Below are 21,571 nucleotides of genomic sequence, written 5' to 3' on the forward strand. Positions count from 1 at the left end.
TGGGGCGTCATGGTCCGATCGGCATTAGCGGCACGGCGGCGGTTGGCCGCCCTTGAGTGGCTCCTCATTGCTGCGCTCGTCGCCGCGGGAGTGTGGCTCGGCGTGCAGGGCACAGCCACTGCACATGTTGATCTCCCAATCGGCTCAGTTTGGGACATCGAGATAGGCCAGACCGCGGACGATAGCCAGTCATCGGTTGCGTCAATGCGGGATGTGACTGTGTCATTCTTCTGGATCATGACGTCTAGCGGTTTCGTTGAAATCAGCGCATACGCGGAAAGCGCTGCGGGCCTCCCTAATCCCGCCTTCACTCTCATCCTTTATTGCGGCGCTCAACTTCAGAATATGGATGGAGATATTGTCAACGCTGATGGGACCGGCTTTAGGGACGTCACAAGCCTCGGCGATGAGTCCGCCTGCCGCAGTTCTGACTCAGAAATATCTGAGGATCGCCAACGTCAAGTAATTCACGTAGTGGGCTCGACGCGGCTAAGCGGCGTTCCGATAGGAACTTGGACCGACTCGCAGGCTGGCCAGCGGCTCGCCCGAACACCCTCTGTGTCTTTCATCTCCAACGATGTTGATCTCATGGAGGTGTCAGCCTCATCGATCGCAACAGCAGCGTTGACGTCGTCGGTCACCGAACAATTTGACGGTGCCACCCCGCCCGAATTGGTCGAGGGCGCAGTGGTTTATGGCTCCGGCTGGCCGGTTGCAGACGAAAACGGAAACCGCGAAACTGCCGCCGTTCAATGGCAGACCGCTGCTAAGCCTGAGAATACCCAGACGATGCTTTTGGCAACAGGGTTAGCGAGGTGGACCCTCCCCGATGGCCAGTCCCTACCCCAATGGAGTCTTCTATTTTCGGGTGTGCTTTTTGGTGTTGCGTCCGCCCTGCTAGTCGAATGGCCGATCGCTGCCTACCGTTCGAGGCTAAGAACGCGCGCAGAGACATGAGTGCAGGTGGGCGACTAACGGGGCAACGCGGTTCAGTAGCGCATTGCGCTGTCGCCGTGTCCGAAGCGGTTCGGCTGCGTTACGCGTTCAGACTGCGCCCCCTAAACTAAATCGACCTCCCCGCGCGAGGGCAGCACACTGCCCTGACTTGTGCGCGATGACTATGAGAAGAAAATGAGTAAGCGATGACCCGAGTTCACCCCGTCATCCGCACTGTCGGCGATGCCTTTCGCGGCATGCTGATCGGCTTCGCTGAGATCGTTCCCGGCGTCAGTGGCGGAACCATCGGCCTCCTCGTCGGCGTCTACGACACGCTCATCGATGGCGCCGGGCATCTCGCCCGCGGTGTGGCGCTCACGATTGCCGACGGCATCCGTGGTCGCGGCTTCTCGCGCGCTGCCGCCCACTTCCGTTCGGTGCGCTGGAATGTCGTGTTGCCTATCGGCATCGGGATGCTCGCCGCCATCGTCATCGGCGCAGCGCTGCTCGCTCCTCTGATTGAGCAATACCCGACTGGCACCCGCGCAGTCTCTGCCGGACTCATCGCCGCGTCGCTCATCGTGCCGGCACGCATGGTCGGCGGACGTTGGACGTTCCCCGAGGTTCTGATCGGCCTCCTGGCCGCCGGTGTCGCTGTTGCGCTCACCGGCTTGCCGCGTGGCGGGGAAGCGGACCCCACCCTCATCATCGTGTCACTCGCTGCGGCCCTCGCGGTGTGCGCGCTCGTACTCCCCGGAGTTTCGGGCTCCTACCTTCTGCTGATCCTCGGCATGTATGCGCCCACCCTCGCCGCCGTGAACGACCGCAACCTCGGCTACCTCGGAGCCTTCGCCATCGGAGCCATCGTCGGCCTCGGCCTCTTCGTCTCGGGCCTGCAGTGGCTCCTCAAGAACCGCCGCCGCGTCACCCTCGTTATCATGACGGGCCTCATGCTCGGCTCGCTCCGGGCCCTCTGGCCCTGGCAGACCGAGTCCGGCGAAGTGCTGGCACCCGAAGCTGACTTCGGAGTCGTGCTGCTACTCATCGCCATCGGTGCCGCGGTCGTGCTGGGCATCATCGCCGCAGAAGCAGCCCTCACGAAGCGGCGGATGCTCTCGCCAGAGATCGTCGCGGATCCTGAGCCGCACGACGCTTAGGCGGTGTTTTATTGCGCGAAGCCCCGCGCCAGCATGGCACGCGGTTTACGGCGCATGAGACTGACGTCAGAGAAACGCACAAGTGACGCTGCGCCGTTCTTGCGAGCGTCACCCACGCCGCCAGAAGGTAAGGCTCAGACAACTGGCATAAACTAGGCCTCTTGCTTACTGAGCCCGCTGGGCTCGCTCGACGGAGGTTTCGTGGCCGGAAATGCCAACACTCGCTTCAACAACGTCTCACTGTTGTCGGTCGCGAGCACCTTACCCAGCCGGGTAACCACATCAGAAGACCTCGAGTCGCGCCTCGCCCCGGCGTTCTCGCGCCTCGCGCTGCCCAGCAGACTCCTACAGCGGGTGGCCGGTGTACTCGAGCGCCGCAACTGGGCTGACGGCGAAACATCCGACGACGCCACAGTCTCAGCAGGCCAACGCGCGCTAGCCGAAGCCGGAGTGGATGCCTCAGAAGTTGGCCTCCTCATCAACACCTCTGTCAGCCGAAAGCATCTTGAGCCATCGGTAGCGGTGCGCTTGCACCACGGCCTCGGCCTGCCCAGCTCGGCCATCAACTTCGACGTTGCGAATGCGTGCCTCGGCTTCGTCAGTGGGATGAACCTTGCCGCGAACATGATCGAATCGGGCCAGATCAAGTACGCGATCATCGTCAATGGCGAAGACGCTGACGCCATCCAAACCAACACCATCGACCGCCTGCTCAAGCAGGATTCTGATCGTGAAGGCTTCATGAGCGAATTCGCATCGCTCACGCTCGGCTCGGGAGCTGCTGCTGCAGTACTGGGGCGCACCGACGAACACCCTGCTGGACATCCGATTCTCGGCGGAGTCACGCGCGCGGCAACCCAGTTTCACGAACTCTGCGTCGGCAGTGTCGACGGCATGTTCACCGACGCGAAAGCGCTTCTCAAGGGTGGCCTCGACCTCGTCGTTTCGGCGTGGAAAGAAGCATCCACCGAATGGGACTGGTCGAAGATGGATCTGTACGTCACCCACCAGGTGTCATCCGTGCACACCAACGCCATCGTCAAGGCTGCGAAGCTCGATCGCGATCGCGTGCCCACCACCTTCCCCCAGTACGGCAACGTCGGCCCCGCGTCGATTCCCATCACCCTCGATGAAGCACAGGGCTCCCTCAAGAAGGGCGACCGTGTTCTCCTCATGGGCGTCGGCTCCGGACTCAACACCGCAATGATGGAGCTCGCATGGTGACCGAACCCGCTTCCCGCCCACCGCTCGACCTACCCGGACTCGACCCGCGCTTCAGCCGAGTTGCTTCTGTGCCCGGTAGCGGTACGGATGCGGGACTCACCCGTGAATGGCACTACCTCGACACCGGCGATGAGCTGGAGCGTCTCGGCGTCCCCATTGCCGGGACTGTCTTGGCCGTCCACGGCAACCCGACCTGGTCGTACTACTGGCGCGAGCTGCTCACGCAGTCCGTGCAGGCTGCGGAGGCTGGGGCTGAGTCCGGAGCTGGGGCGCCGGCGTGGCGAGTCATCGCCGTCGACCAGCTCGATATGGGCTACTCGGAGCGCACCGGCATCCATCGTCCACTCGCGCAGCGAGTTGCCGATCTCACCGCGTTCACCGAAGCACTCTCTCTTGACGGCCCCGTTGTCTCGCTCGGTCACGACTGGGGCGGCGTCGTCTCCCTCGGCTGGGCCGTCAACCACGCGGAGCAGCTCACCGGTGTCATGCTGTTAAACACCGCCGTGCATCATGAGACCGGCAAGCCGATCCCTGCACCGCTGCGGCTCGCTCGAGCCCGCGGGATGCTGGCAGCATCCACCGTGCGCACCCCCGCGTTCTTAGAGACCACGCTCGCGCTCACGTCTGAACCGCTCGACCCAGCGGTGAAGGATGCCTACCGTGCGCCGTACCGCACGGCAGCACGTCGTGGCGGAATCGGCGGCTTCGTTGCCGACATCCCTGTCGACGCCGGCCACGAAAGTTTCAGCGAGCTCGACCGCATCGCGACCGCCGTTGCCAAGCTCGACCTGCCAGCGCTCATGCTGTGGGGACCACGCGATCCGATCTTCAGTGACTACTACCTCGACGATCTCATCGAGCGACTCCCGCACGCGGATGTTCACCGCTTCGAGGGCGCCGGACACCTCGTCGCCGAAGACGCCCCCTATGCAGAATCGGTGCTGACGTGGCTTGGCGACAACGCCGTGAGTCTCGCGAACCCCGGCTCGGCCTCGCCGTCCCCACGGGAAGCGATCGCCCTCGCATCCGCTGAGTCAGACGACTCGAGCTTCGTGCCGCTCTGGCACAACCTCGACCAACGCCGCGACGACACCGCAACTGCCGTCATCGACATGTCGACCCGAGGACGACGTGGTGCTCAACAGGTCAGCTGGCGCCAACTCGCCGACCGAGTGAGTCAGCTCGCTGCCGGCCTCACCAGCATTGGCGTGCGCAAAGGCCAGCGGGTCTCATTGCTGATCCCACCAGGGCCGACCCTGACCGCCGTGGTCTACGCCTGCTTCCGAATCGGCGCTGTTGTCGTCGTCGCGGATGCCGGCCTCGGAGTCAAAGGATTGACGCGTGCCGTGCGCGGATCATGGCCCGACTTCGTCATCGGCGAAGCCCCCGGCCTCACCGCCGCCCGCACGCTCGGCTGGCCCGGCGTGCGCATCTCGACCGCGCGACTGCCGAAGGTTTCCGCCGCAGCACTCGGTGTCTCCTACAGCCTCCGCGACATCATCACGCTCGGCGCAGACACGCCCCTCCCTGTGCCGCCGCACGCCGAAGATGACGCCGCGATTCTCTTCACCTCGGGATCAACCGGTCCTGCCAAGGGTGTCGTGTACCGCCACCGGCAACTCTCCGCCATGCGCGACGTGCTTGCCCGCCACTTCGAGGTGACGGCCGACACCGGCCTCGTGACAGGGTTCGCACCGTTCGCTCTGTTGGGTCCGGCTCTCGGTACGCGGTCAGTGACACCCGAGATGGATGTTTCCTCTCCCCGCACCCTTACTGCCCGCGCCGTCGCGGCCGCGGTGGAGGCATCCGGCGCCAGCATGGTGTTCCTCTCCCCCGCCGCGATCCTCAACGTCGTAGCGACCGCGGGAGATCTCACACCCCAGGACCACAGCGAACTCGAGCGCGTGCGCACCTTCCTCTCTACCGGTGCACCGATCAGCGCCGAAATGCTCACCTCGGTGGGGGCACTCATGCCCAACGCCACCCCGCACTCGCCCTACGGCATGACCGAATGTCTCCTCGTGACCGACATCACGCTCGACGGAATTCGCGCGGTCGCAGGCAATGCGGACACGGGCGTCTGCGTCGGGATGCCGATCGGCGACAACCTCATTCGCGTCAGCGCCCTCGATTCAGACGGCGCCGCAACCGGCACACCCAGCACTGAGCCCGGCGTTCTGGGCGAGATCATCATCTCGGCGCCGCACCTGAAGGATCACTACGACCGGCTGTGGCTCACCGATCGCGAAGCTGCTCGTGAGACCACGATCGACACGGATGCGGTGGCTGCTGTGGATTCCGCGGATGTCACAGACTCTCCAGTCGCGACGGATGCACCGGCTGCGCCTCACGCACGCTGGCACCGCACAGGCGACGTTGGTCACCTCGACGACCTCGGCCGCCTCTGGGTCGAAGGCCGACTGCCCCACGTGATTGTGACGGCGACCGGTCCGATCGCGCCCGTTGGTGCTGAGCAAGATGTTGAGGGCGTCACGGCCGTGCGCCGTGCCGCTGTCGTCGGCGTTGGCCCGCACGGGCTGCGACAAGCTGTCGCGGTGGTGGAAACTCTCCCGCCGACCCGCAATCCTGGGCTCGCCAGCCCAGAGCTGACGTCGGCCGTTCGCGAGAGCACAACGCTCCCGCTGGTGGCCGTGCTCACTGTTCCCGAGCTGCCAACCGACATCCGCCACAACTCCAAGATCGACCGCTCGCGGTTGTCGCTGTGGGCTGAGCGACTGCTGGCTGGCGGAAAGCCGACCGCACCGTGATCGTGCTCGTCACCGGGGCATCCGGATTTCTCGGTCGCGCGGTTGCCGCTGAGGCTGTCGCCGCCGGGCATGAGGTGCGCACGCTGCAACGACGACCGTCCGGCGTTGCTGGGGTCACCGACATCCTCGGCTCGATCACCGACGCGGATCATGTTGCCCGTGCGATCGAGGGCGCGGAGGGCGTCATCCACCTGGCGGCGAAGGTATCTCTCGCTGGCGATCCGCGCGCGTTTCACGCCGTAAACGTGGAGGGCACACAGCTCGTGCTCGCCGCGGCCGAAGCAGCGGGCGTTTCTCGCTTCGTGCAGGTGTCGTCGCCATCGGTCGCGCACTCAGGCTCCGCGCTGGCTGGCGTTGGCGCCGAACCCGCGTCACCCGAACATGCCCGCAGCGAATACGCGCGCACCAAGGCCACAGCGGAATTGCTCGCACTCGCCAGCGACAGCGACCGGATGCGCGTGGTTGCCATTCGCCCGCACCTCGTCTGGGGTCCTGGCGACACCCAGCTCGTCGGCAGAATCGTCGACCGAGCTCGCCGTGGACGCCTGCCGCTACTCAATGGCGGCACCGCCCTCATCGACACGACCTACGTCGACAACGCAGCATCAGGAATCGTCGCCGCCCTGCACCGCGCCGACGTCGCGCACGGCAAGGCGTACGTTCTGACGAACGGTGAACCGCGCCCTGTTGGCGACATCTTGGCAGGAATCTGCCTCGCTTCGGGCGTTCAGCCTCCACGCTGGAGTATCCCGGCCGGGGTCGGCCGCACCGCCGGCTCCCTCGTTGAACGGGTGTGGGCCGTGCGCCCCGGAGCCGACGAGCCGCCCATGACGCGCTTTCTCGCCGAACAGCTTTCGACAGCGCACTGGTTCGATCAACGCGACATCCGCGAGGCCCTGGACTGGTCGCCCGCCGTGAGTATTGACGAAGGGCTACGCCGACTCGCCCGTCACGAGCGTTAACGGGTACGCTCAGGGCACGAGCCACTCGGCTCACAGGAGGACAACGTCATGGCCGATAAATCGCCCAAAAAAGCCACAGCCAAGACTGTAGCCAGCAAGTCTCTCAAAGAGAAGCGCGCCGACAAGAAGGATAAAGCCGCTAACAAGCGCAAGGACTAGAACTCGGTCAGTGGGAAGAGCGTTTCCGCTTGAGGAAACGCCCTTCCCGAGATCAGTGGCACCCCGTCAACGGGTCGGGGCAAGGCCGACAATCCCACTCGATGTGGTCGCACGCGAACTCATAGTTGTTCGAAGTGTTTCCGAATTATTGAAGCCATCAGCTGCCGTCGCGCATGGAGAAAGTCTCGGTAGTCATCCACGGTAATATCCCCAATGTTTGCAGGGATTGCGTTCTCGGCAAGGTTGACCGCGAGATCTCCTTCATCGACGATCTCGCCTAGCTTGAGGTTGCCGCTAACGATTTGACTCGTGACGTCAGCCATGTATTCCATAGGTGCGCGCTTGCCGATGCTGATATTGATGGATGTCTCAGTTAGAGCGAAGTTTGCCACTTGGTTGTAGTCTCCGCGGTCCGCAAAACCGTTCTCCTGCAAATATGCCTTCGGAACGATGTGATGGATATCGCCAGACTGCTGGTGCATCGCAGCAACGGTGATGCTCCGAGAAAGGAAACCGCGAGCACGGCTGGCAACTTGAGCAGCAAGGAAGCTCTGAAAGAAGGGGCTCGCAGTGCTTGTGGTCTCGAGAGCCCCTGGAAGCGCTACGTTCCAGAATCCGTCTGTAAGCTCCGACTCTTCGATCTGCTGCAGATACTCGGCTGCGCCAACAGAGGAGATGCGCCGCATGTCTTGCTCCCACGTCGACTCAAAACTGCCTGAGTGACGAGCAGTCAGCATGGACATCACAAACCATCGGCGAACTATTCGTTTGCGCTCGCCCTCGGGCATATCGGAGTCAGCGCGCAATCGAAGGTAGAGCGCATAAGCAAAGTTGAGTGCGTTCTTCGAGCCGATCATTCCGGGAGTGATAAACCCTGCGGACTTGATCGTCATGAGGAAGTTGTCGAAGTGGTACTTATTGACAATCTCCATCAACGCCGCTTCGAGTCGGTCGTAGGCGAGCGGGATGCGGGACTCGTCAACCTTTCGGGTTTCGGGGTCGCGGCCGGAGAGAGCGCTCACGATTGAGGATGCCTTGCCTCGGCTAAACCCGACCAACCCAGCAACGCGGATGATGTCGTTGTACCCGGGATCGTAAAGGTCCTCAGACTCATTCTGCAGCCACGCAATTTTTTGCAGATAAGGGCTGCCTGCGAACTCCGAATCATTTTGCGCAATGTCGGCGTAGGCATGAGGTGCAATCGCCAGATGGCAGAAGTAGTCGATGAGCTTGCGCAGGTTACGCCCACGATCACCGTAGGTCGCGATCTTGCTCATCGCGAAGTCTGCGCTGCTCAGTGGCACACCCTTTGAGTTGATTCTGATGAAGATCTCGGACACGGTTTCGACATCGAGATCATCGTTCAGAGAAATGATGCCGATCTGGGCGTTCTTTATGGCCTCGAGGCGCGCAATGTTCCCCTCAACGACCGCGGTGTCCTCGACAGCGTTCGATTCGAGATAAGACTTCACGAATCCATACGTCGAAGTCGAATTGAAGAGCTCGCTAATGTCCGAGATCCATTCGGGGTTCTTCGCGATGACTGGAGTCGTGGTCGCGAACTCCTCTGTCATTGGATTGAAGGCGATCTTTATGCGCACTTGCTTGTATCGTTTGTTGATCACAGGCATGCCCGCCACCGCCGCACGCAGGGCGGTAATGCGTTGCTGACCATCGATCAAGATCTGTTGATGCGCCGCGACTTGGCCACCTTTGAGGTGAGCCCCCACTGATTGCCAGGTAATCAAGTAGCCGACCGGGTACCCCTTGTACAACGAGTCCATGAGGTCGCGCACCTTAATGCTGTCCCAGACAAAGGGGCGCTGAAGCTCGGGAATGGCAATCTGCTCTCGCCTAACGTCTTCGAGCAATTGGGTAACTGCAGATTGGGTGACTTTGTACTTCGACATTCTTCTGCTTTCGCTGTTGTTGCGATCTGAAAGATCCCGGCGTCATCGGCGTGTGCGCCGTAGACGATGGCAGGACCAATCCCATCGTTCAGAATCGCAAAGCTCCGGGGCGATTCTTCGTTGCAGCCCTCGTCGATCGAGCCTATCGAAGCGTTCATCGTTGGAGCGCGAGCAAGGGGCTGTGTCCGAGAATCGACACCTCATAGCCGCCCGCACGAAGAAAACCGTTCTTGCCGCGGCGACGACATCAATCGAACTACTCTCGTTGACCGTGATCGAGGGAAGAACGCCGCAACGATTTGGGAGGGCGACCAACACAACGACCGAATCGATCTGCATCCGCGGTGGTGCTGAGCTTTCGCTCCAACACAATGGGTTATGACAGTTATCGAGGTACCAGCAGCACTTCTTCGAAGCACGAGAAGGGACCGTCCAGATGGACAGTCCTTTTCTCGTATTGTTGGGCTGCGGCGGATCGGCTCGGCCGTTACATCCATTCCTATGCAGTTTTGCGCAGGGCTACGCCGGGTTAAGTGGAATAATGAAAACTGAGTGGCAGCTGTCCCTCTTTTGAACCGTTCTGTCTTCCTCACACTTCAAAATTATGGAGGTAAAGCAGTACTGCCGATGGGCAGCAGCGGCAAGTATCAGGACTGGCAGGACTCTTTTCGGGGCCAATGATGGAGTAGGGGCGAACTGCGTGGCGACGAGTCAGCTGAGCATCTCTCATAAGGCCGTCTATGTCAAGCAGCAACCCCTCGCCAGCCAGCTCAAATTTCTCGAAGCCCTGTGCAACGCCCCTGATGCCGAGTGGTCCTACGGTGACGAGTACGGGCGCAAGCTGCGTAACGGCGTCAAGCCGCTGACGCACGATGCGCAGAACACCTTTCCGGCGACTATCGACAGCGCCGAGGCGGCAAGATTTCGTCGGAGGTGCTTGGCCTATGCAACACTCTCTCCCGAAGTTTTGACTACTCGCCGCTCGGTGATTGCAGCGAACGCGGGACTACCAACCACCCTCGACACGGACCGTGATGGGTTCATTCCCGCACTCGCGGACTGGTCTGTAACCATCATCAAAGAACTCGGGGATAGCGACACCCTGGCGGCGACCTACCAGCGCCGGTTGGAGGGTGAGTCCGACCCAGCATCTAGCGCGTTCACTTCGCTCTACGGCGCGACGAGGTGATCGTGTCGAAGCCACATAACCAGCACGACTACTCCGAACCTTTCTTGAGCGAGTTCACCCACGAATGGGTATTGCAAAATTCGGGAACTGCTACGTTGAAGGGCAGATCCATGATCTGCCCCAACCCACAAGAGAACGGCGTGCGACCCGCAACCTTACGATTACCCATCCTTGCCACCGAACCGAATGGGGTCGTGAAGGTGAGTTGCACCTTTGAGACCCATTGCCGAGAAAGTAAAGCAACCAGCCACTGGACACTTATCGGCGACAACGATCAAAGTTTTTCCAAACCAGGGAACACCATTTGGTGCAGTTGTCTCTGTCGTGAACACCGACGCTCCGAAACGCGAGGCCAAATGATGAATGAAGAATCAGTCGACAAATGGGCAGATTCTAACGAGGTGAAGGAATACCTTGGAATAGGCCGCGAGACCGTCCCCAAATGTCTCAATAAACGGGGCATGCCCGCCTACAAGGTCGGCAGGTTCTGGCGATTCGGAATCTCAGAAACGGGAGAATTGATCCGAACTGGCGGAGCAGCCACCATTGAGACCACCGAGAAGGACACCGATGCCTGAACTGACTTGGGTTGGAAAAGCAAAAGTAGTCACCCACCACCTGGATGTGCCATTCAGAGTCCTCAATCGGCAGTATTCCTTCGACGAGAGCGGTCAGCACGAAGGCGACAACGGCTCGCCGAACATGATCATTCACGGCGACAACCTCGAAGCGCTTAAAGCTCTCCTGCCGCAGTATGAGGGTCTTATTGACTGCATTTACATCGACCCTCCATACAACACGGGCAACGAGTCATGGATTTACAACGACAACGTCAATGACCCCCAAATCAAGAAATGGCTCGGTGACGTTGTGGGGAAAGAAGGCGAAGACCTCTCCCGCCATGACAAGTGGCTCTCCATGATGTATCCGAGACTTCGTTTGTTACACAAACTGCTATCCCCCACCGGTGTCATTTTCATCTCTATTGATGACAATGAATTCGCCAACCTCGGGCAGATAATGAATGAGATCTTTGGGGCGTCTAACAGGCTTGCCTACGCACCTGTGCGCTCCGAACCGAGCGGTGGCAAGGACAAGACAGCACTACGCACCGGGCATGAGTATCTCCTTGTCTACACGAAAGGAGACCAAAGCGCGCTCGCCCGTGAAGAGAAAGCAACTGGATTACTTGATCTGAACGACACGATTGGGCCATATAAGAAGGGGCGTGAACTCAGGAAATGGGGAGCTACCTCCGATCGCTCAGACAGACTAACGTTGTGGTTTCCAATCACTGCGCCAAATGGAACCCAGGTTCTGCCATTCAAAAATGATGGGACTGAGGGATACTGGCGGTGGAGTACAGCCCATAGCGGAATGGCACGACTGCTAGAAGATCCAGACTTCGCTCATTGGGAGCTAGCCCCCTACGATTCAGGTGTCTCCGTAAATGGTCAGTTTGAACGGTGGGTTCCCTATGAAAAAGTCCGCGATGTAACGCGCGCATTCGGCTGGAACACTTGGTTGGACGGCTACGGCACAAATGCGGATGCAACTTCAGTTATTAAGGCGATATTCGGCTCGAAGAAATTTGACACCCCAAAACCTGTGTCACTGATTGAGTGGGTTGTGGCTTTAACTAGCAACCCGAACGCCATTGTGCTTGATTCATTTGCTGGCTCCGCGACCACTGCACACGCAGTCCTCAATATGAACAAGAAAGACGGAGGAAACCGCAGTTTCATTTTGGTCGAGCTTGGAGATTATGCCGAGACGGTTACTGCTGAGCGTGTGCGCCGGGTTATTGACGGCTTTTCGGGTGAGAGCACCGAAGTGGCGATTTTGTTTGAGCAGAAATTGACTTTAGCCAACCTTGAGAAGGCTCCGGAGATTTTGAGTGCAGCTGCAAAGGTTGCCGACGACGCCAAAGGCAAATATATAAAGGTCTCCCGTCCCAGGGTTGTCACAAAGGTGACAGGCAAGAGAGGGCAGCCATTTGTGCAAGTTGTTGCCACTCAAACCCATGACCACGAGGTGCCGGGAACTGGTGGATCTTTCTCGTTCTACGAGGTGGGTGAGCCGTTGCTCGTTGACGGAATTTTGAATACGGCTGTGCCGGTGGATCAGGTGCGTGAGTACATCTGGTTCACCGAGACGCAGACACCACTGCCGCCCAGCGGCGTCGAAAAACATCCGTTTTACATGGGCACCCATCGCGATACTGTCTATCACTTCATTTATGAGCCAGACAAGACCACGAACTTGGGACGCAAGTACGTCACTTCGCTCACCCCTAGCGTAACTTCAGATGCCCTAGTGATCTACGCGGACACCTGCACGCTCAGTAGCCAGGAACTCTCAGCCTTGAACATCACGTTTAAGAAGATCCCGCGCGACATCACAAGACTCTAGGAGAAGGACTCACCTTGGAACTCAAGAAGTATCAAAAACGCGTGATCAGTGACCTCACGTCTTATCTGACTTTTCTCACCCAAACAAACTCGCTTTCTGAGTCGTACCGGGAGTATTGGGCATCCAAACAGGTACCAATTGGCGGCGATGGAATCACGCAATATCAAAACATCATCGACGCAGTGCCACACGTTTGCTACAAGGTACCCACAGGTGGTGGTAAAACGTTATTGGCTTGCGCCTCGGTCAAGCCCATCATGCAAGCCCTGCCCGCTCGCAAGCGCCAGGCTGTGGTGTGGCTAGTACCTTCCGATGCGATTCTGACACAGACCCTCGACGCCCTCAAAGACCCAAATCACATGTATCGGCAACAACTGAATCTTGATTTTGGTTCGCGAGTTGAGATTTACTCAAAAAAGGAACTGCTCGCCGGGCAGAACTTCAACCCAGCCACTGTTGCTGAGCAACTCTCGGTGATGGTGCTGTCCTATGATTCGTTCCGTAGCGCAAACAAGGAGGGTCGTAAGGCTTTCCAGGCTAACGGCGCGTTGGAGCCATTTCGAACTGCGCTCGGGCCAGTCGATGTGAGCATCGAAAACGCGGATGAAACCGCGTTGTTCCAGGTGATCAACCAGCTCGAACCAGTTGTCATCGTGGATGAATCCCACCATGCACGAAGCGACCTCTCAAAGGAGATGCTGCGCAACTTCAACCCGTCATTCGTGTTGGATTTAACCGCCACTCCTAAGAAAGATTCCAACATCATTTCCTATGTGGATGCTTTAGCGCTCAAGGCCGAGCACATGGTGAAGCTACCTGTCGTGGTGTACAACAAGGCTTCTCAAACAGAAGTCATCGCCGATGCCATAGACGTTCGCCAAGTGTTGGAACAGGCCGCAATCGCCGGGCAGGCGGCAGGTGGCGAGTACATTCGCCCCATCGTCTTGTTTCAGGCTCAGCCCCGAGCTTCTGAGGACGCTACTTCTTTTGAGAAGCTCCGCGCGAAGCTCGTCGAAGCGGGGGTTTCCGCGGATCAGATTGCTATCAAGACTGCGGATATCAACGAGTTGAAGAATGTCGACCTCCTCAGCCCTGAGTGTCAGATCCGCTTCATCATCACCGTCAACGCTCTCAAGGAAGGCTGGGATTGCCCGTTTGCCTACGTGCTCGCCTCGCTGGCAAACAAAACCAGCCAGGTAGACGTAGAGCAGATTCTTGGGCGTGTTCTACGACAGCCGCACACTAAACGTCACGCTAATGGCCTGCTCAATACATCTTATGTTTTGACTTCGTCCAACGACTTCCAGGCAACTATCGACAACGTCGTGTCTGGGCTGAACGCGGCAGGCTTCACCGAACGTGACTACCGGGTAGCCAACCAGCTCCCCATGGAAGACCTACAACAACCTGAGCCGCCTGCTCCGCCCACGCCATCGCTGCCGATCGAGGACACCAGCAATGAGGCCGAAAACGAGGATTTCTTGGAGTTCGATGCGACCACCGTCGCTAAACGGACTTCACCAGATGAGCAAACCGAGGTGCCTGCCTCGATCGAAGAAATGGTAAAAGCTGCCGAGCAGATCAGTGATGACTATGAACGCAAGGCAGAAGACGCACTCGCCAGTGAGGCCGAGAACGATCTGCCAGCAGATTTGGAGGGCAAGGTGCCTTATTACGCGATGAATCCGGCGTACCTCGAACAGGCTTTAGCTTTGCGGTTGCCAAGATTCTATAGTGAAGCGTTCGACCTACTCTCAACGATTGAGGGCGAATCGGTTGCAGCGGTCTCACCGGCCAGCCTGACCGAGGGGTTTACGCTCAAGAGTCAAGACTCGAATGTGGACGTTACTCACGCTGCCGAGCAGATCGTCACCGTCGACGTGCGTAAAGACAACGGGGATAGGCCCAAAGCGTTCAACATGACCAGCCGCCAGCAACAAGAACTACGTAAGCACTTCGACTCACTACCGATGGAGAGCAGAGTACGCGAGGCTGCTGGCATGATCGTCGCGCTGCTAGACAAGAAGTACGACACGATCACCAACCAAGACTTGAAAGATTACGTCTTGCGTGTCGTCGAAAACCTCGACGGCGCACAGCTCAAAGCCCTAGAGAGCTCACCGAGGGCAGTGGCAAACCGTATCAGCGACAAGATTGACGCGTTCCTGACGGCATATCGCCTAGGCGAGTTCGATAGAGGCCTCGATGACGAATCGATCGCTGTGCGCGCTACTTACCAATTGCCAGAGAAAATCACCCTCAGCGAGGCCAACACCTCCGTCGGCGGCTCACTGTACGAAGCTGAGGGGAAGATGAACGGCGAGGAACGCGATCTCATCATGAAGATAGCAGCCCTCAAGAATGTGGCGTGGTGGCATCGTGTCGCTGAACGGGCACCCGGGGCCTTCAAAATAAACGGGCCGATGAACCACTACCCAGACTTTATCGTTTGCACCAACGACAGCAAGATCGTCTTGGTCGAGTATAAAGGCGCAGACCGCAAGAATGATGACTCTCGTAGCAAGATCGAGCTTGGGGACCGTTGGGCTAAAGCCGCAGGCCCCAAGTATCGCTACTACATGGTCTTTCAAGACGGTGTGGATCCGCTGCCAGGAAGCTTCACGTCTTCAGATTTCCTCAGCCGCCTAGAACGCCTATAGGAGGAGAATCGGAAGCATGAGCGAACGATGAATCCAGTTCTTCCTTTCGCGCTGGGCGGTACGGATTCAAGTTCAGCGCTCCAAGATTTCCGGCATCAGCGTGTGATGGGTCTGCGGAATGGTAAAGACCGGCGTCCTTCCTCGCACCCTTCGATAATCGCCCTCATCATTCAGATGAAGGAGGACGGCCACGGAGTCGAGTTGGCCCGCGGGTCCTGCGCGAGCAGGGAATCCAAGTCACTTCGCGGTCGTATCGGTCATGGAGAGCATGGGCGGAAATCCGCGCGCACGCGCAGCGACGCCGTGCTCCCCGCCACCCCCAAATCTTTGTCGATCCGCGATGCTAATGGCGGCGCACGCTCGATTTCTTCTACGGGCAGCGGAAGATGACGGCGTGGCTTGCCCTCAGCGGATTTGCGGACTTGTCTAAACACACCGTCGACCGGCCGATGTGCGCGGAGGAACGATCGGGCTGATCCGAGGCCGCAAACCGAAGTCGTGGACCGCTTACGGGAGGCAATCAGAGCGGGCGGCGGACCATCTGAACGGCGATTTCTCGGCCCCGTCCCCGGAGCGCAGCCGGGTCAACGACTTAACGTATGTCGCGACCTGGGCCGGGTTCGTCTACGTTGACTTCGCGATCGTCCCGTCTTTCAAGGTGGTCGCCGGTTGGTCGATGTCGACGGTAAAGGATACTCCGTTCGTGGAGGAGTGCCTGAAGACGGGGTTCTGGCGGCGCGACAGCGCTGACCATCCGGTAGCACCCGGGATGATCCATCACAGCGACGCCGGATCTCAATACACATCCATCAGATTCAGCGAGATCGTCGCCCTCGAAGGTCTTGTTGCCGCCATGGGACCGTCGGCGGCGCTCACGACAACGCGGCCGCCGAAACCGAGATGATTCTCTACACGAACGAGGCCATCGCTGAGGGATCACCGTTCACAGCCGGGCCTCTATAAGGCGTGTCCGAAGTCGAGAAACGCACCTTCGATTGGCTGGACTGGGACAACAATCGTCGCCTTCACAGCTCGCTCGACAGCATGCCGCCGGGAGATTACGAGACCAACTATTACGCTGAAACAACCGGCCCATTTAAACGACGGAGCTGCAAACAAAACGGCGGCATCATGCCCGGGACGGTTCAGTACACGTGCTGGCAATACGTTCAGTTCGTGTTGGCCTGCGCACCGGAATGCCGAAATCCCGCAGAAAACGCCCCCGGGCTTTGTAAGAAGACGTCGTGAGAAATCCGGGGCAAGTTGTCGGGCTGCACCCCTTCGGCTCGGCCGTCCCAGCGCGACGGCACCCCACCTGCAAGACCTCGAGACAAGAAAAAACGACGGTCCCGAAGGGCGATCCTTTTTTCATATTGTCGGGCTGACAGTGTTCTGGTGCAGGACATAGGAATAGAGTGTCGCACGTCATCGGAATACCCTGTCGCAGGTCATAGGCATACGTTCAGGCTGAGGCATGAGCAAACAGCGCCTCGTGATCACCGCCGTTCTTGCCGGACAAAGCCAGTCCGACGTCGCCCGTCGCTACGGCGTCTCTCAGGGCTGGATCTCGAAACTCATGACCCGCTGGCGGCTCGAGGGCGAGGCCGCATTCGAGCCCCGATCCCGGCGTCCTCACACCAGCCCCACCGCAACACCCGCGGCGGTCATCGACCTCGTGACGGCCCTGCGACAACGACTCGACAACGCTGGTTTGGATGCCGGCGCTGACACCATCGGCTGGCACCTGACCCACACCCACCAGATCACCCTGAACCGCGCCACCATCCACCGCATCCTCACGCGGCACGGGTTGGTCGAGGCCGAACCACAGAAACGTCCGAAGAGTTCCTACCTGCATTTCGCCGCCGAGCAACCCAACGAGTGTTGGCAGTCCGACTTCACCCACTACCGCCTCAGCACCGCTACCGTGGAACCAGGCGCCGATACCGAGATCATTACCTGGCTCGATGACCACTCCCGTTACGCGTTGCACCTCTCCACACACCACCGCGTGACCGCGGTGATCGTGTTGAACACGTTCACCCAGACCGCTCAGAAGCACGGTTATCCGGCCTCAACGCTGACCGATAACGGAATGGTTTACACCGTGCGTCTGGCAGGCGGCAAGAACAGTGGCGGCCGCACCAGCCTGGAAGCAGAACTCTTCCGCCGCGGGATCATCCAAAAGAACGGCTCGCCCCATCACCCGCAAACCCAAGGCAAAGTCGAACGCTTTCAACAAACCCTGAAGAAATGGTTGCGAGCCCAAACCCAGCAACCGACCACGCTCACCGAGCTGCAACTACTGCTGGACAAGTTCGCAGACGAATACAACCAGCGGCGCCCACACCGATCACTCGAGCACCGCGCAACACCAGCGGTGGCCTACACAACCAGCATCAAAGCCACACCCAACAACACCCCACGTGATGATTCCCACCACCGCGTTCGCCACGACCGCATCGACAAATCAGGCACCGTCAGCCTTCGCGTTGCCGGCCACCTGCGCCACATCGGCGTCGGCCGAACCCACGCCGGAACCCACGTGACCCTGCTCATCCAAGAACTTGACGTCACCATCATCAACGCCGCCACCGGAGAGATCCTGCGGGAGCTCATTATTGACCTCAACCGCGACTATCAACCCGCCGGCACAAAAAAATAACCTGAACCCACAATCCGTGGGTTCAGGTTATTCCGATGTCTTGCGACATCACATTGTCGGGCTGACAGGATTTGAACCTGCGACCCCCTGACCCCCAGTCAGGTGCGCTACCAAGCTGCGCTACAGCCCGCGACAACTCGAATAGCTTACCGCGAATTCTGAGCGCCGATGTTCAGAATGGGGCCAAAACGGCAACCGAGGTCAAATCAGTTCGCTGAGATGCCGTGCGCGGCGGCGAAGAACTCGCGTTCGTGCTCCGTCGATGCCACAAAAGCCGTCAGCATCGCATCCCGAACCGGCGGGGTGGCGTCTGCCGCGAGCGCCGTCACTATCGTGATGGCTTGCTCCGTGGCATCCGTGAACGCATCGTCGGCATAGGTCGTCAACCAGTCTGCGTAGGGATGCTCAGCATGCGCCAGCGGGTGCAGGCGCGAACCGACGTCGTGGTAGACCCAGAAGCACGGCAACAGGGCCGCAGCGAGCACGGCATAGTCACCTCGGGCAGCCGTCGCCAACAGGTGGTTCAGGTATCCGGTGGTGGTCGCACTGGGCGAAGCCGCGAACAGCTCACCGGCCACAGACCACGACTCGTGCAACTGCAGTTCCGTCACGATGCACCCCTCGGCACTTGAAGCCCAGAACGCTTGTTCCGCCGCCGTGGGTGCCAGTCGGGCAGCTTCGGCGAGCGCCCGCGCATAATCGCGCAGATAGAGCGCATCCTGAGCCAGGTACCAGACGAAGTCACCCCGGTCGAGGGAACCGTTACCCAGCGCCCGCACAAAGGCACCATCATCGATCTGAGCGCGCACCGACGCAATCTCCGCCCACCACTGCTCGCGCACCTCAGCCGCGGTCAGCGCCGTCTCGACACCTCCGCGCTCCCACAACCCGGCAAAGTGGTTAATCGGACCACGCCCGCCACCGACCTGCAACGCCGCACCGGCACGGATGCTCTCGCTCAACCACCGCTTCGACTCCCCCACAGCGGCAGCCCACTCACCGCCGGCCGCTATCCGTGTCGCGAGCGCACTCGACAGCGAACATCCGGTTCCGTGGGTGTTGCTGGTCTCTATGCGGATGCCGGCAAACTCAGTCACGACAGCTGCGTTCCCGATACGAGCATCCACTAGCGCATCCGGAGCCTCTGCCCCACTCAAGTGTCCGCCCTTGGCGAGTACGCGCACCCCGTAGGAGGCAGAGACTCGCGCCGCCTGCTCCAGCACCTCGGGCCACGTCTCAGCGGCGGGTTCCGCGGCGATGATCGCGAGCTCAGGAATGTTCGGCGTGACAAGGTCACACTCCCGCACGAGGTCCCGCAGCGCCTGCTCGGCTTCGGCATCCAGCAGTCGGTCACCACTCGTGGCGACCATGACCGGGTCAAGCACAATCAGCGGAGGCCGCACAGCCTCAAGCCACGCCCGCACGACACTCACGACCTCGACGGTGCCGAGCATCCCAATCTTCACGGCGTCAATCGCTATGTCGTCACTGAGCGCATCCAGCTGTTCTCGCAAGAACTCAGCTGGCGGCACATGCACGCCGCGCACCCCCTGCGTGTTCTGAGCTGTCAACGCGGTGATCGCCGCCATTCCGTAGCCACCGTTAGCGGCGATCGACTTCAGGTCAGCTTGAATACCGGCACCACCCGAAGGGTCACTCCCGGCAATGCTCAGTACTCGGGGAACCGCAGCACCGAGAGATACCCCGCTCACGCGTCTTCCCCCTCGTCGTCGGCACCGAATTCGGTATAGGCTCCGGCGCCGCCCACTCCGGCACCACCGAATCCTGCTCCGCCCACGCCCACTCCTTCACGACCCTCTCCAGCCCAAGCCGCGGCAAGCACTCGTGCCGCCTCCCGCGGATCAGCAGCACCACAAATCGCGGACACCACGGCAGCGCCAGCGGCACCGCCAGCACGCAGCTGGGCCAGGTCATCCGGTCCCACTCCACCGATAGCAACGGCAGGCAGCGCACTGAGCGCCAGGAGCTCCGCCATTCGGGCGTGGCCTAACTGTTCGGGGGCATCTTTCTTGCTCGTGGTGGGGTGCAGCGCGCCAATACCGACATAGTCGACACCGGCCGAGCCCACACTCGCTTCATACAGCTGATCTTCGGTCGCAGCGCTGAGCCCGACGATCGCGTGCGGGCCGACGAGAGCACGAACGGATCCTGAGGGCAGGTCATGCTGGCCAACATGCACGCCAGCAACCTTTGCTCCCATCTCGCGCGCAGCGAGATATACGTCGACCCGGTCATTGACGAGCACGGGAACCTTGCGCGCCACCGCCGTAGACACTCGCAGCACCAGATCAAGGAACTCGCGGGCGGGCATGTCCTTCTCGCGAAGCTGCACGCACGTCACTCCCCCGGTGACAGCTTCATAGACGAGATCTACGAGGTCGTGACCGGCAGCTTTCGCCTGGGCCGAGTCAGTCACCAAATAAGTTGAGAGGTCAAAGTTCTCCCGGAAGCCGCTCATGCGATTACCGCCCGTGCTGCAATATCGTCAACCGATACTTCGCTCAGAGCATCCAGCAGGGCAACCGCAAAGCTTCCCGGCAGCGCCGAACGTTCGGCCGCGAGATCAGCCGCCACCGTGTACACGCTCGTCGCAGCCACAGCCGCCGTCAGCTCATCCGGAGTTACCGCAGCAAACGCCGCCATCATCGCGCCGAGCGCACAGCCACCGCCGGTCACCTTCGTCAGCACCGGATGCCCGTTCGACAGCCTCACAACACTCACGCCATCGGTCACCATGTCGGTCGCTCCCGACACCGCCACAGCACCTCCCGTCACGCGGGCAACAACCTGTGCGGCGGTGAGGGCTTCATCGACACTGCTCGTACTATCAACACCACGGCCACCGGCACCGAGCTCGGCGAGCGCCAGAATCTCTGAAGCATTGCCCCGAACGATCGAAGGCCCGAGGTCACGCAAGCGATACGCGAGGGGCGTGCGCACCGGCAGCGCCCCAATGGCAACCGGGTCGAGCACCCACGGCGTTCCGGCAGCATTAGCGGCCGGTGCAGCTTCGAGCGCGGCAGCACGCTGTTCTTCGCGACAGGTACCCAAGTTGATGAGCACCCCGGATGCAACTCCGGCAAACATCCCTGCCTCTTCGGGAATATCCACCATCGCCGGTGCAGCCCCCACCGCAAGCAGCGCATTGGCGGTGAAGCCAACCACCACGCTATTGGTGATGCACTGCACGAGCGGCGACGTCGATCTCACCGCCTCGAGTGCTTCTTGAGTGGCGGTCAGTAAGTTTGGTGGCGTACGCGACATGCACGACATCCCTTCGCTAGTTCTAACTAGATCAGGTTCGACGGGTGTGTTCTCAGCCCCGCAGGGCACCCCGTGTCACAAGTTGTGCCTCCAACATACCGGGTTGCGGATGACCGTGGGAGTGCTCCCCGTCGCCGCCTGTGCTGCCCGAGGCCGAGCGCGCTGGGCCCCGTGTTCGCCTCAGGCGCAAGTCTTTGTGGACTAATCCACTGTCGGATGTCGTTGGCTTCGGTAACAATAAAGA

The 21,571-nt window shown here is 60.2% G+C and carries 15 protein-coding genes, 1 tRNA gene and 1 riboswitch; of the genes, 11 read left to right on the plus strand and 5 right to left on the minus strand.

The features are described from left to right. Positions 1-9 precede the first annotated feature (9 nt). The 5 genes from FFT87_RS10740 (at position 10) to FFT87_RS10760 (ending at position 7,047) form a co-directional block, all read left to right on the plus strand. Positions 10-957, plus strand: a complete 948-nt coding sequence (locus FFT87_RS10740) for a hypothetical protein (protein WP_219948718.1) — start codon at positions 10-12, stop codon at positions 955-957. A 185-nt stretch (positions 958-1,142) separates the two neighbouring features. Beyond that, the gene (locus FFT87_RS10745) at positions 1,143-2,093 is read left to right on the plus strand and encodes a DUF368 domain-containing protein (RefSeq protein ID WP_219948719.1); all 951 of its coding nucleotides are present in this window, start codon (positions 1,143-1,145) and stop codon (positions 2,091-2,093) included. A gap of 201 nt (positions 2,094-2,294) precedes the next feature. Further along, entirely contained in the window at positions 2,295-3,317 is a 1,023-nt protein-coding gene (locus tag FFT87_RS10750; RefSeq protein ID WP_219948720.1) for a 3-oxoacyl-ACP synthase III, read from the plus strand. Beyond that, a complete protein-coding gene (locus FFT87_RS10755; RefSeq protein WP_219948721.1) occupies positions 3,311-6,085 on the plus strand; it encodes an alpha/beta fold hydrolase in 2,775 nt (924 codons plus the stop codon). Before FFT87_RS10750 ends, FFT87_RS10755 begins: the two co-directional genes overlap by 7 nt. Further along, the gene (locus FFT87_RS10760; protein WP_219948722.1) at positions 6,082-7,047 is read left to right on the plus strand and encodes an NAD(P)-dependent oxidoreductase; all 966 of its coding nucleotides are present in this window, start codon (positions 6,082-6,084) and stop codon (positions 7,045-7,047) included. Before FFT87_RS10755 ends, FFT87_RS10760 begins: the two co-directional genes overlap by 4 nt. Before the next feature lie 278 nt (positions 7,048-7,325). Here FFT87_RS10760 and FFT87_RS10765 read toward each other — a convergent pair whose 3' ends face one another. Further along, on the minus strand, positions 7,326-9,116 hold the full coding sequence (locus FFT87_RS10765) for a DUF262 domain-containing protein (protein ID WP_219948723.1): 1,791 nt from the start codon (positions 9,114-9,116) through the stop codon (positions 7,326-7,328). Between the two features lie 700 nt (positions 9,117-9,816). On the opposite strand from FFT87_RS10765, the gene FFT87_RS10770 reads away from it, so the two are divergent. The 6 genes from FFT87_RS10770 (at position 9,817) to FFT87_RS10800 (ending at position 18,042) form a co-directional block, all read left to right on the plus strand. Then, on the plus strand, positions 9,817-10,305 hold the full coding sequence (locus FFT87_RS10770; protein WP_219948724.1) for a hypothetical protein: 489 nt from the start codon (positions 9,817-9,819) through the stop codon (positions 10,303-10,305). 570 nt (positions 10,306-10,875) lie between these two features. After that, positions 10,876-12,717 carry a site-specific DNA-methyltransferase gene (locus FFT87_RS10780; RefSeq protein ID WP_219948726.1) on the plus strand — a complete coding sequence of 614 codons (1,842 nt, stop codon included), beginning with the start codon at positions 10,876-10,878 and terminating at the stop codon, positions 12,715-12,717. Between the two features lie 14 nt (positions 12,718-12,731). Beyond that, positions 12,732-15,377, plus strand: coding sequence for a DEAD/DEAH box helicase (locus FFT87_RS10785; RefSeq protein ID WP_219948727.1), 2,646 nt, complete (start codon positions 12,732-12,734; stop codon positions 15,375-15,377). Positions 15,378-16,053: 676 nt separating this feature from the next. Beyond that, positions 16,054-16,281 (plus strand): hypothetical protein, encoded by a 228-nt coding sequence (locus tag FFT87_RS10790; RefSeq protein WP_219948728.1) that lies wholly within the window; start codon positions 16,054-16,056, stop codon positions 16,279-16,281. 62 nt (positions 16,282-16,343) lie between these two features. Next, the gene (locus tag FFT87_RS10795) at positions 16,344-16,625 is read left to right on the plus strand and encodes a hypothetical protein (RefSeq protein ID WP_219948729.1); all 282 of its coding nucleotides are present in this window, start codon (positions 16,344-16,346) and stop codon (positions 16,623-16,625) included. 226 nt (positions 16,626-16,851) lie between these two features. Next, positions 16,852-18,042, plus strand: a complete 1,191-nt coding sequence (locus tag FFT87_RS10800) for an IS481 family transposase (RefSeq protein ID WP_219948730.1) — start codon at positions 16,852-16,854, stop codon at positions 18,040-18,042. Between the two features lie 56 nt (positions 18,043-18,098). Here FFT87_RS10800 and FFT87_RS10805 read toward each other — a convergent pair. From FFT87_RS10805 to thiM, 4 genes are all read right to left on the minus strand, one after another. After that, positions 18,099-18,172: transfer RNA gene (locus FFT87_RS10805), tRNA-Pro, on the minus strand. Positions 18,173-18,248: 76 nt separating this feature from the next. Continuing rightward, a complete protein-coding gene (locus FFT87_RS10810; protein ID WP_219948731.1) occupies positions 18,249-19,754 on the minus strand; it encodes a bifunctional hydroxymethylpyrimidine kinase/phosphomethylpyrimidine kinase in 1,506 nt (501 codons plus the stop codon). Next, entirely contained in the window at positions 19,751-20,521 is a 771-nt protein-coding gene (thiE, locus tag FFT87_RS10815; RefSeq protein ID WP_219948732.1) for a thiamine phosphate synthase, read from the minus strand. The genes FFT87_RS10810 and thiE overlap by 4 nt, the downstream gene beginning before the upstream one ends. Beyond that, positions 20,518-21,327 (minus strand): hydroxyethylthiazole kinase, encoded by an 810-nt coding sequence (gene thiM / locus FFT87_RS10820; protein WP_219948733.1) that lies wholly within the window; start codon positions 21,325-21,327, stop codon positions 20,518-20,520. The genes thiE and thiM overlap by 4 nt, the downstream gene beginning before the upstream one ends. Further along, positions 21,319-21,410: riboswitch (TPP riboswitch) on the minus strand. (Overlaps the previous gene by 9 nt.) Positions 21,411-21,571 lie beyond the last annotated feature (161 nt).

Source organism: Salinibacterium sp. M195 (assembly GCF_019443965.1).
Classification (GTDB): domain Bacteria; phylum Actinomycetota; class Actinomycetes; order Actinomycetales; family Microbacteriaceae; genus Rhodoglobus.

What these genes read in the sequence shown, in the direction of transcription:
- FFT87_RS10745 (WP_219948719.1), top strand. Translation starts at nt 1,143, where the DNA reads ATGACCCGAGTTCACCCCGTCATCCGCACTGTCGGCGATGCCTTTCGC.
- FFT87_RS10740 (WP_219948718.1), top strand. Translation starts at nt 10, where the DNA reads ATGGTCCGATCGGCATTAGCGGCACGGCGGCGGTTGGCCGCCCTTGAG.
- FFT87_RS10780 (WP_219948726.1), top strand. Translation starts at nt 10,876, where the DNA reads ATGCCTGAACTGACTTGGGTTGGAAAAGCAAAAGTAGTCACCCACCAC.
- thiM (WP_219948733.1), bottom strand. Translation starts at nt 21,327, where the DNA reads ATGTCGCGTACGCCACCAAACTTACTGACCGCCACTCAAGAAGCACTC.
- FFT87_RS10790 (WP_219948728.1), top strand. Translation starts at nt 16,054, where the DNA reads ATGTCGACGGTAAAGGATACTCCGTTCGTGGAGGAGTGCCTGAAGACG.
- FFT87_RS10800 (WP_219948730.1), top strand. Translation starts at nt 16,852, where the DNA reads ATGAGCAAACAGCGCCTCGTGATCACCGCCGTTCTTGCCGGACAAAGC.
- FFT87_RS10765 (WP_219948723.1), bottom strand. Translation starts at nt 9,116, where the DNA reads ATGTCGAAGTACAAAGTCACCCAATCTGCAGTTACCCAATTGCTCGAA.
- thiE (WP_219948732.1), bottom strand. Translation starts at nt 20,521, where the DNA reads ATGAGCGGCTTCCGGGAGAACTTTGACCTCTCAACTTATTTGGTGACT.
- FFT87_RS10755 (WP_219948721.1), top strand. Translation starts at nt 3,311, where the DNA reads ATGGTGACCGAACCCGCTTCCCGCCCACCGCTCGACCTACCCGGACTC.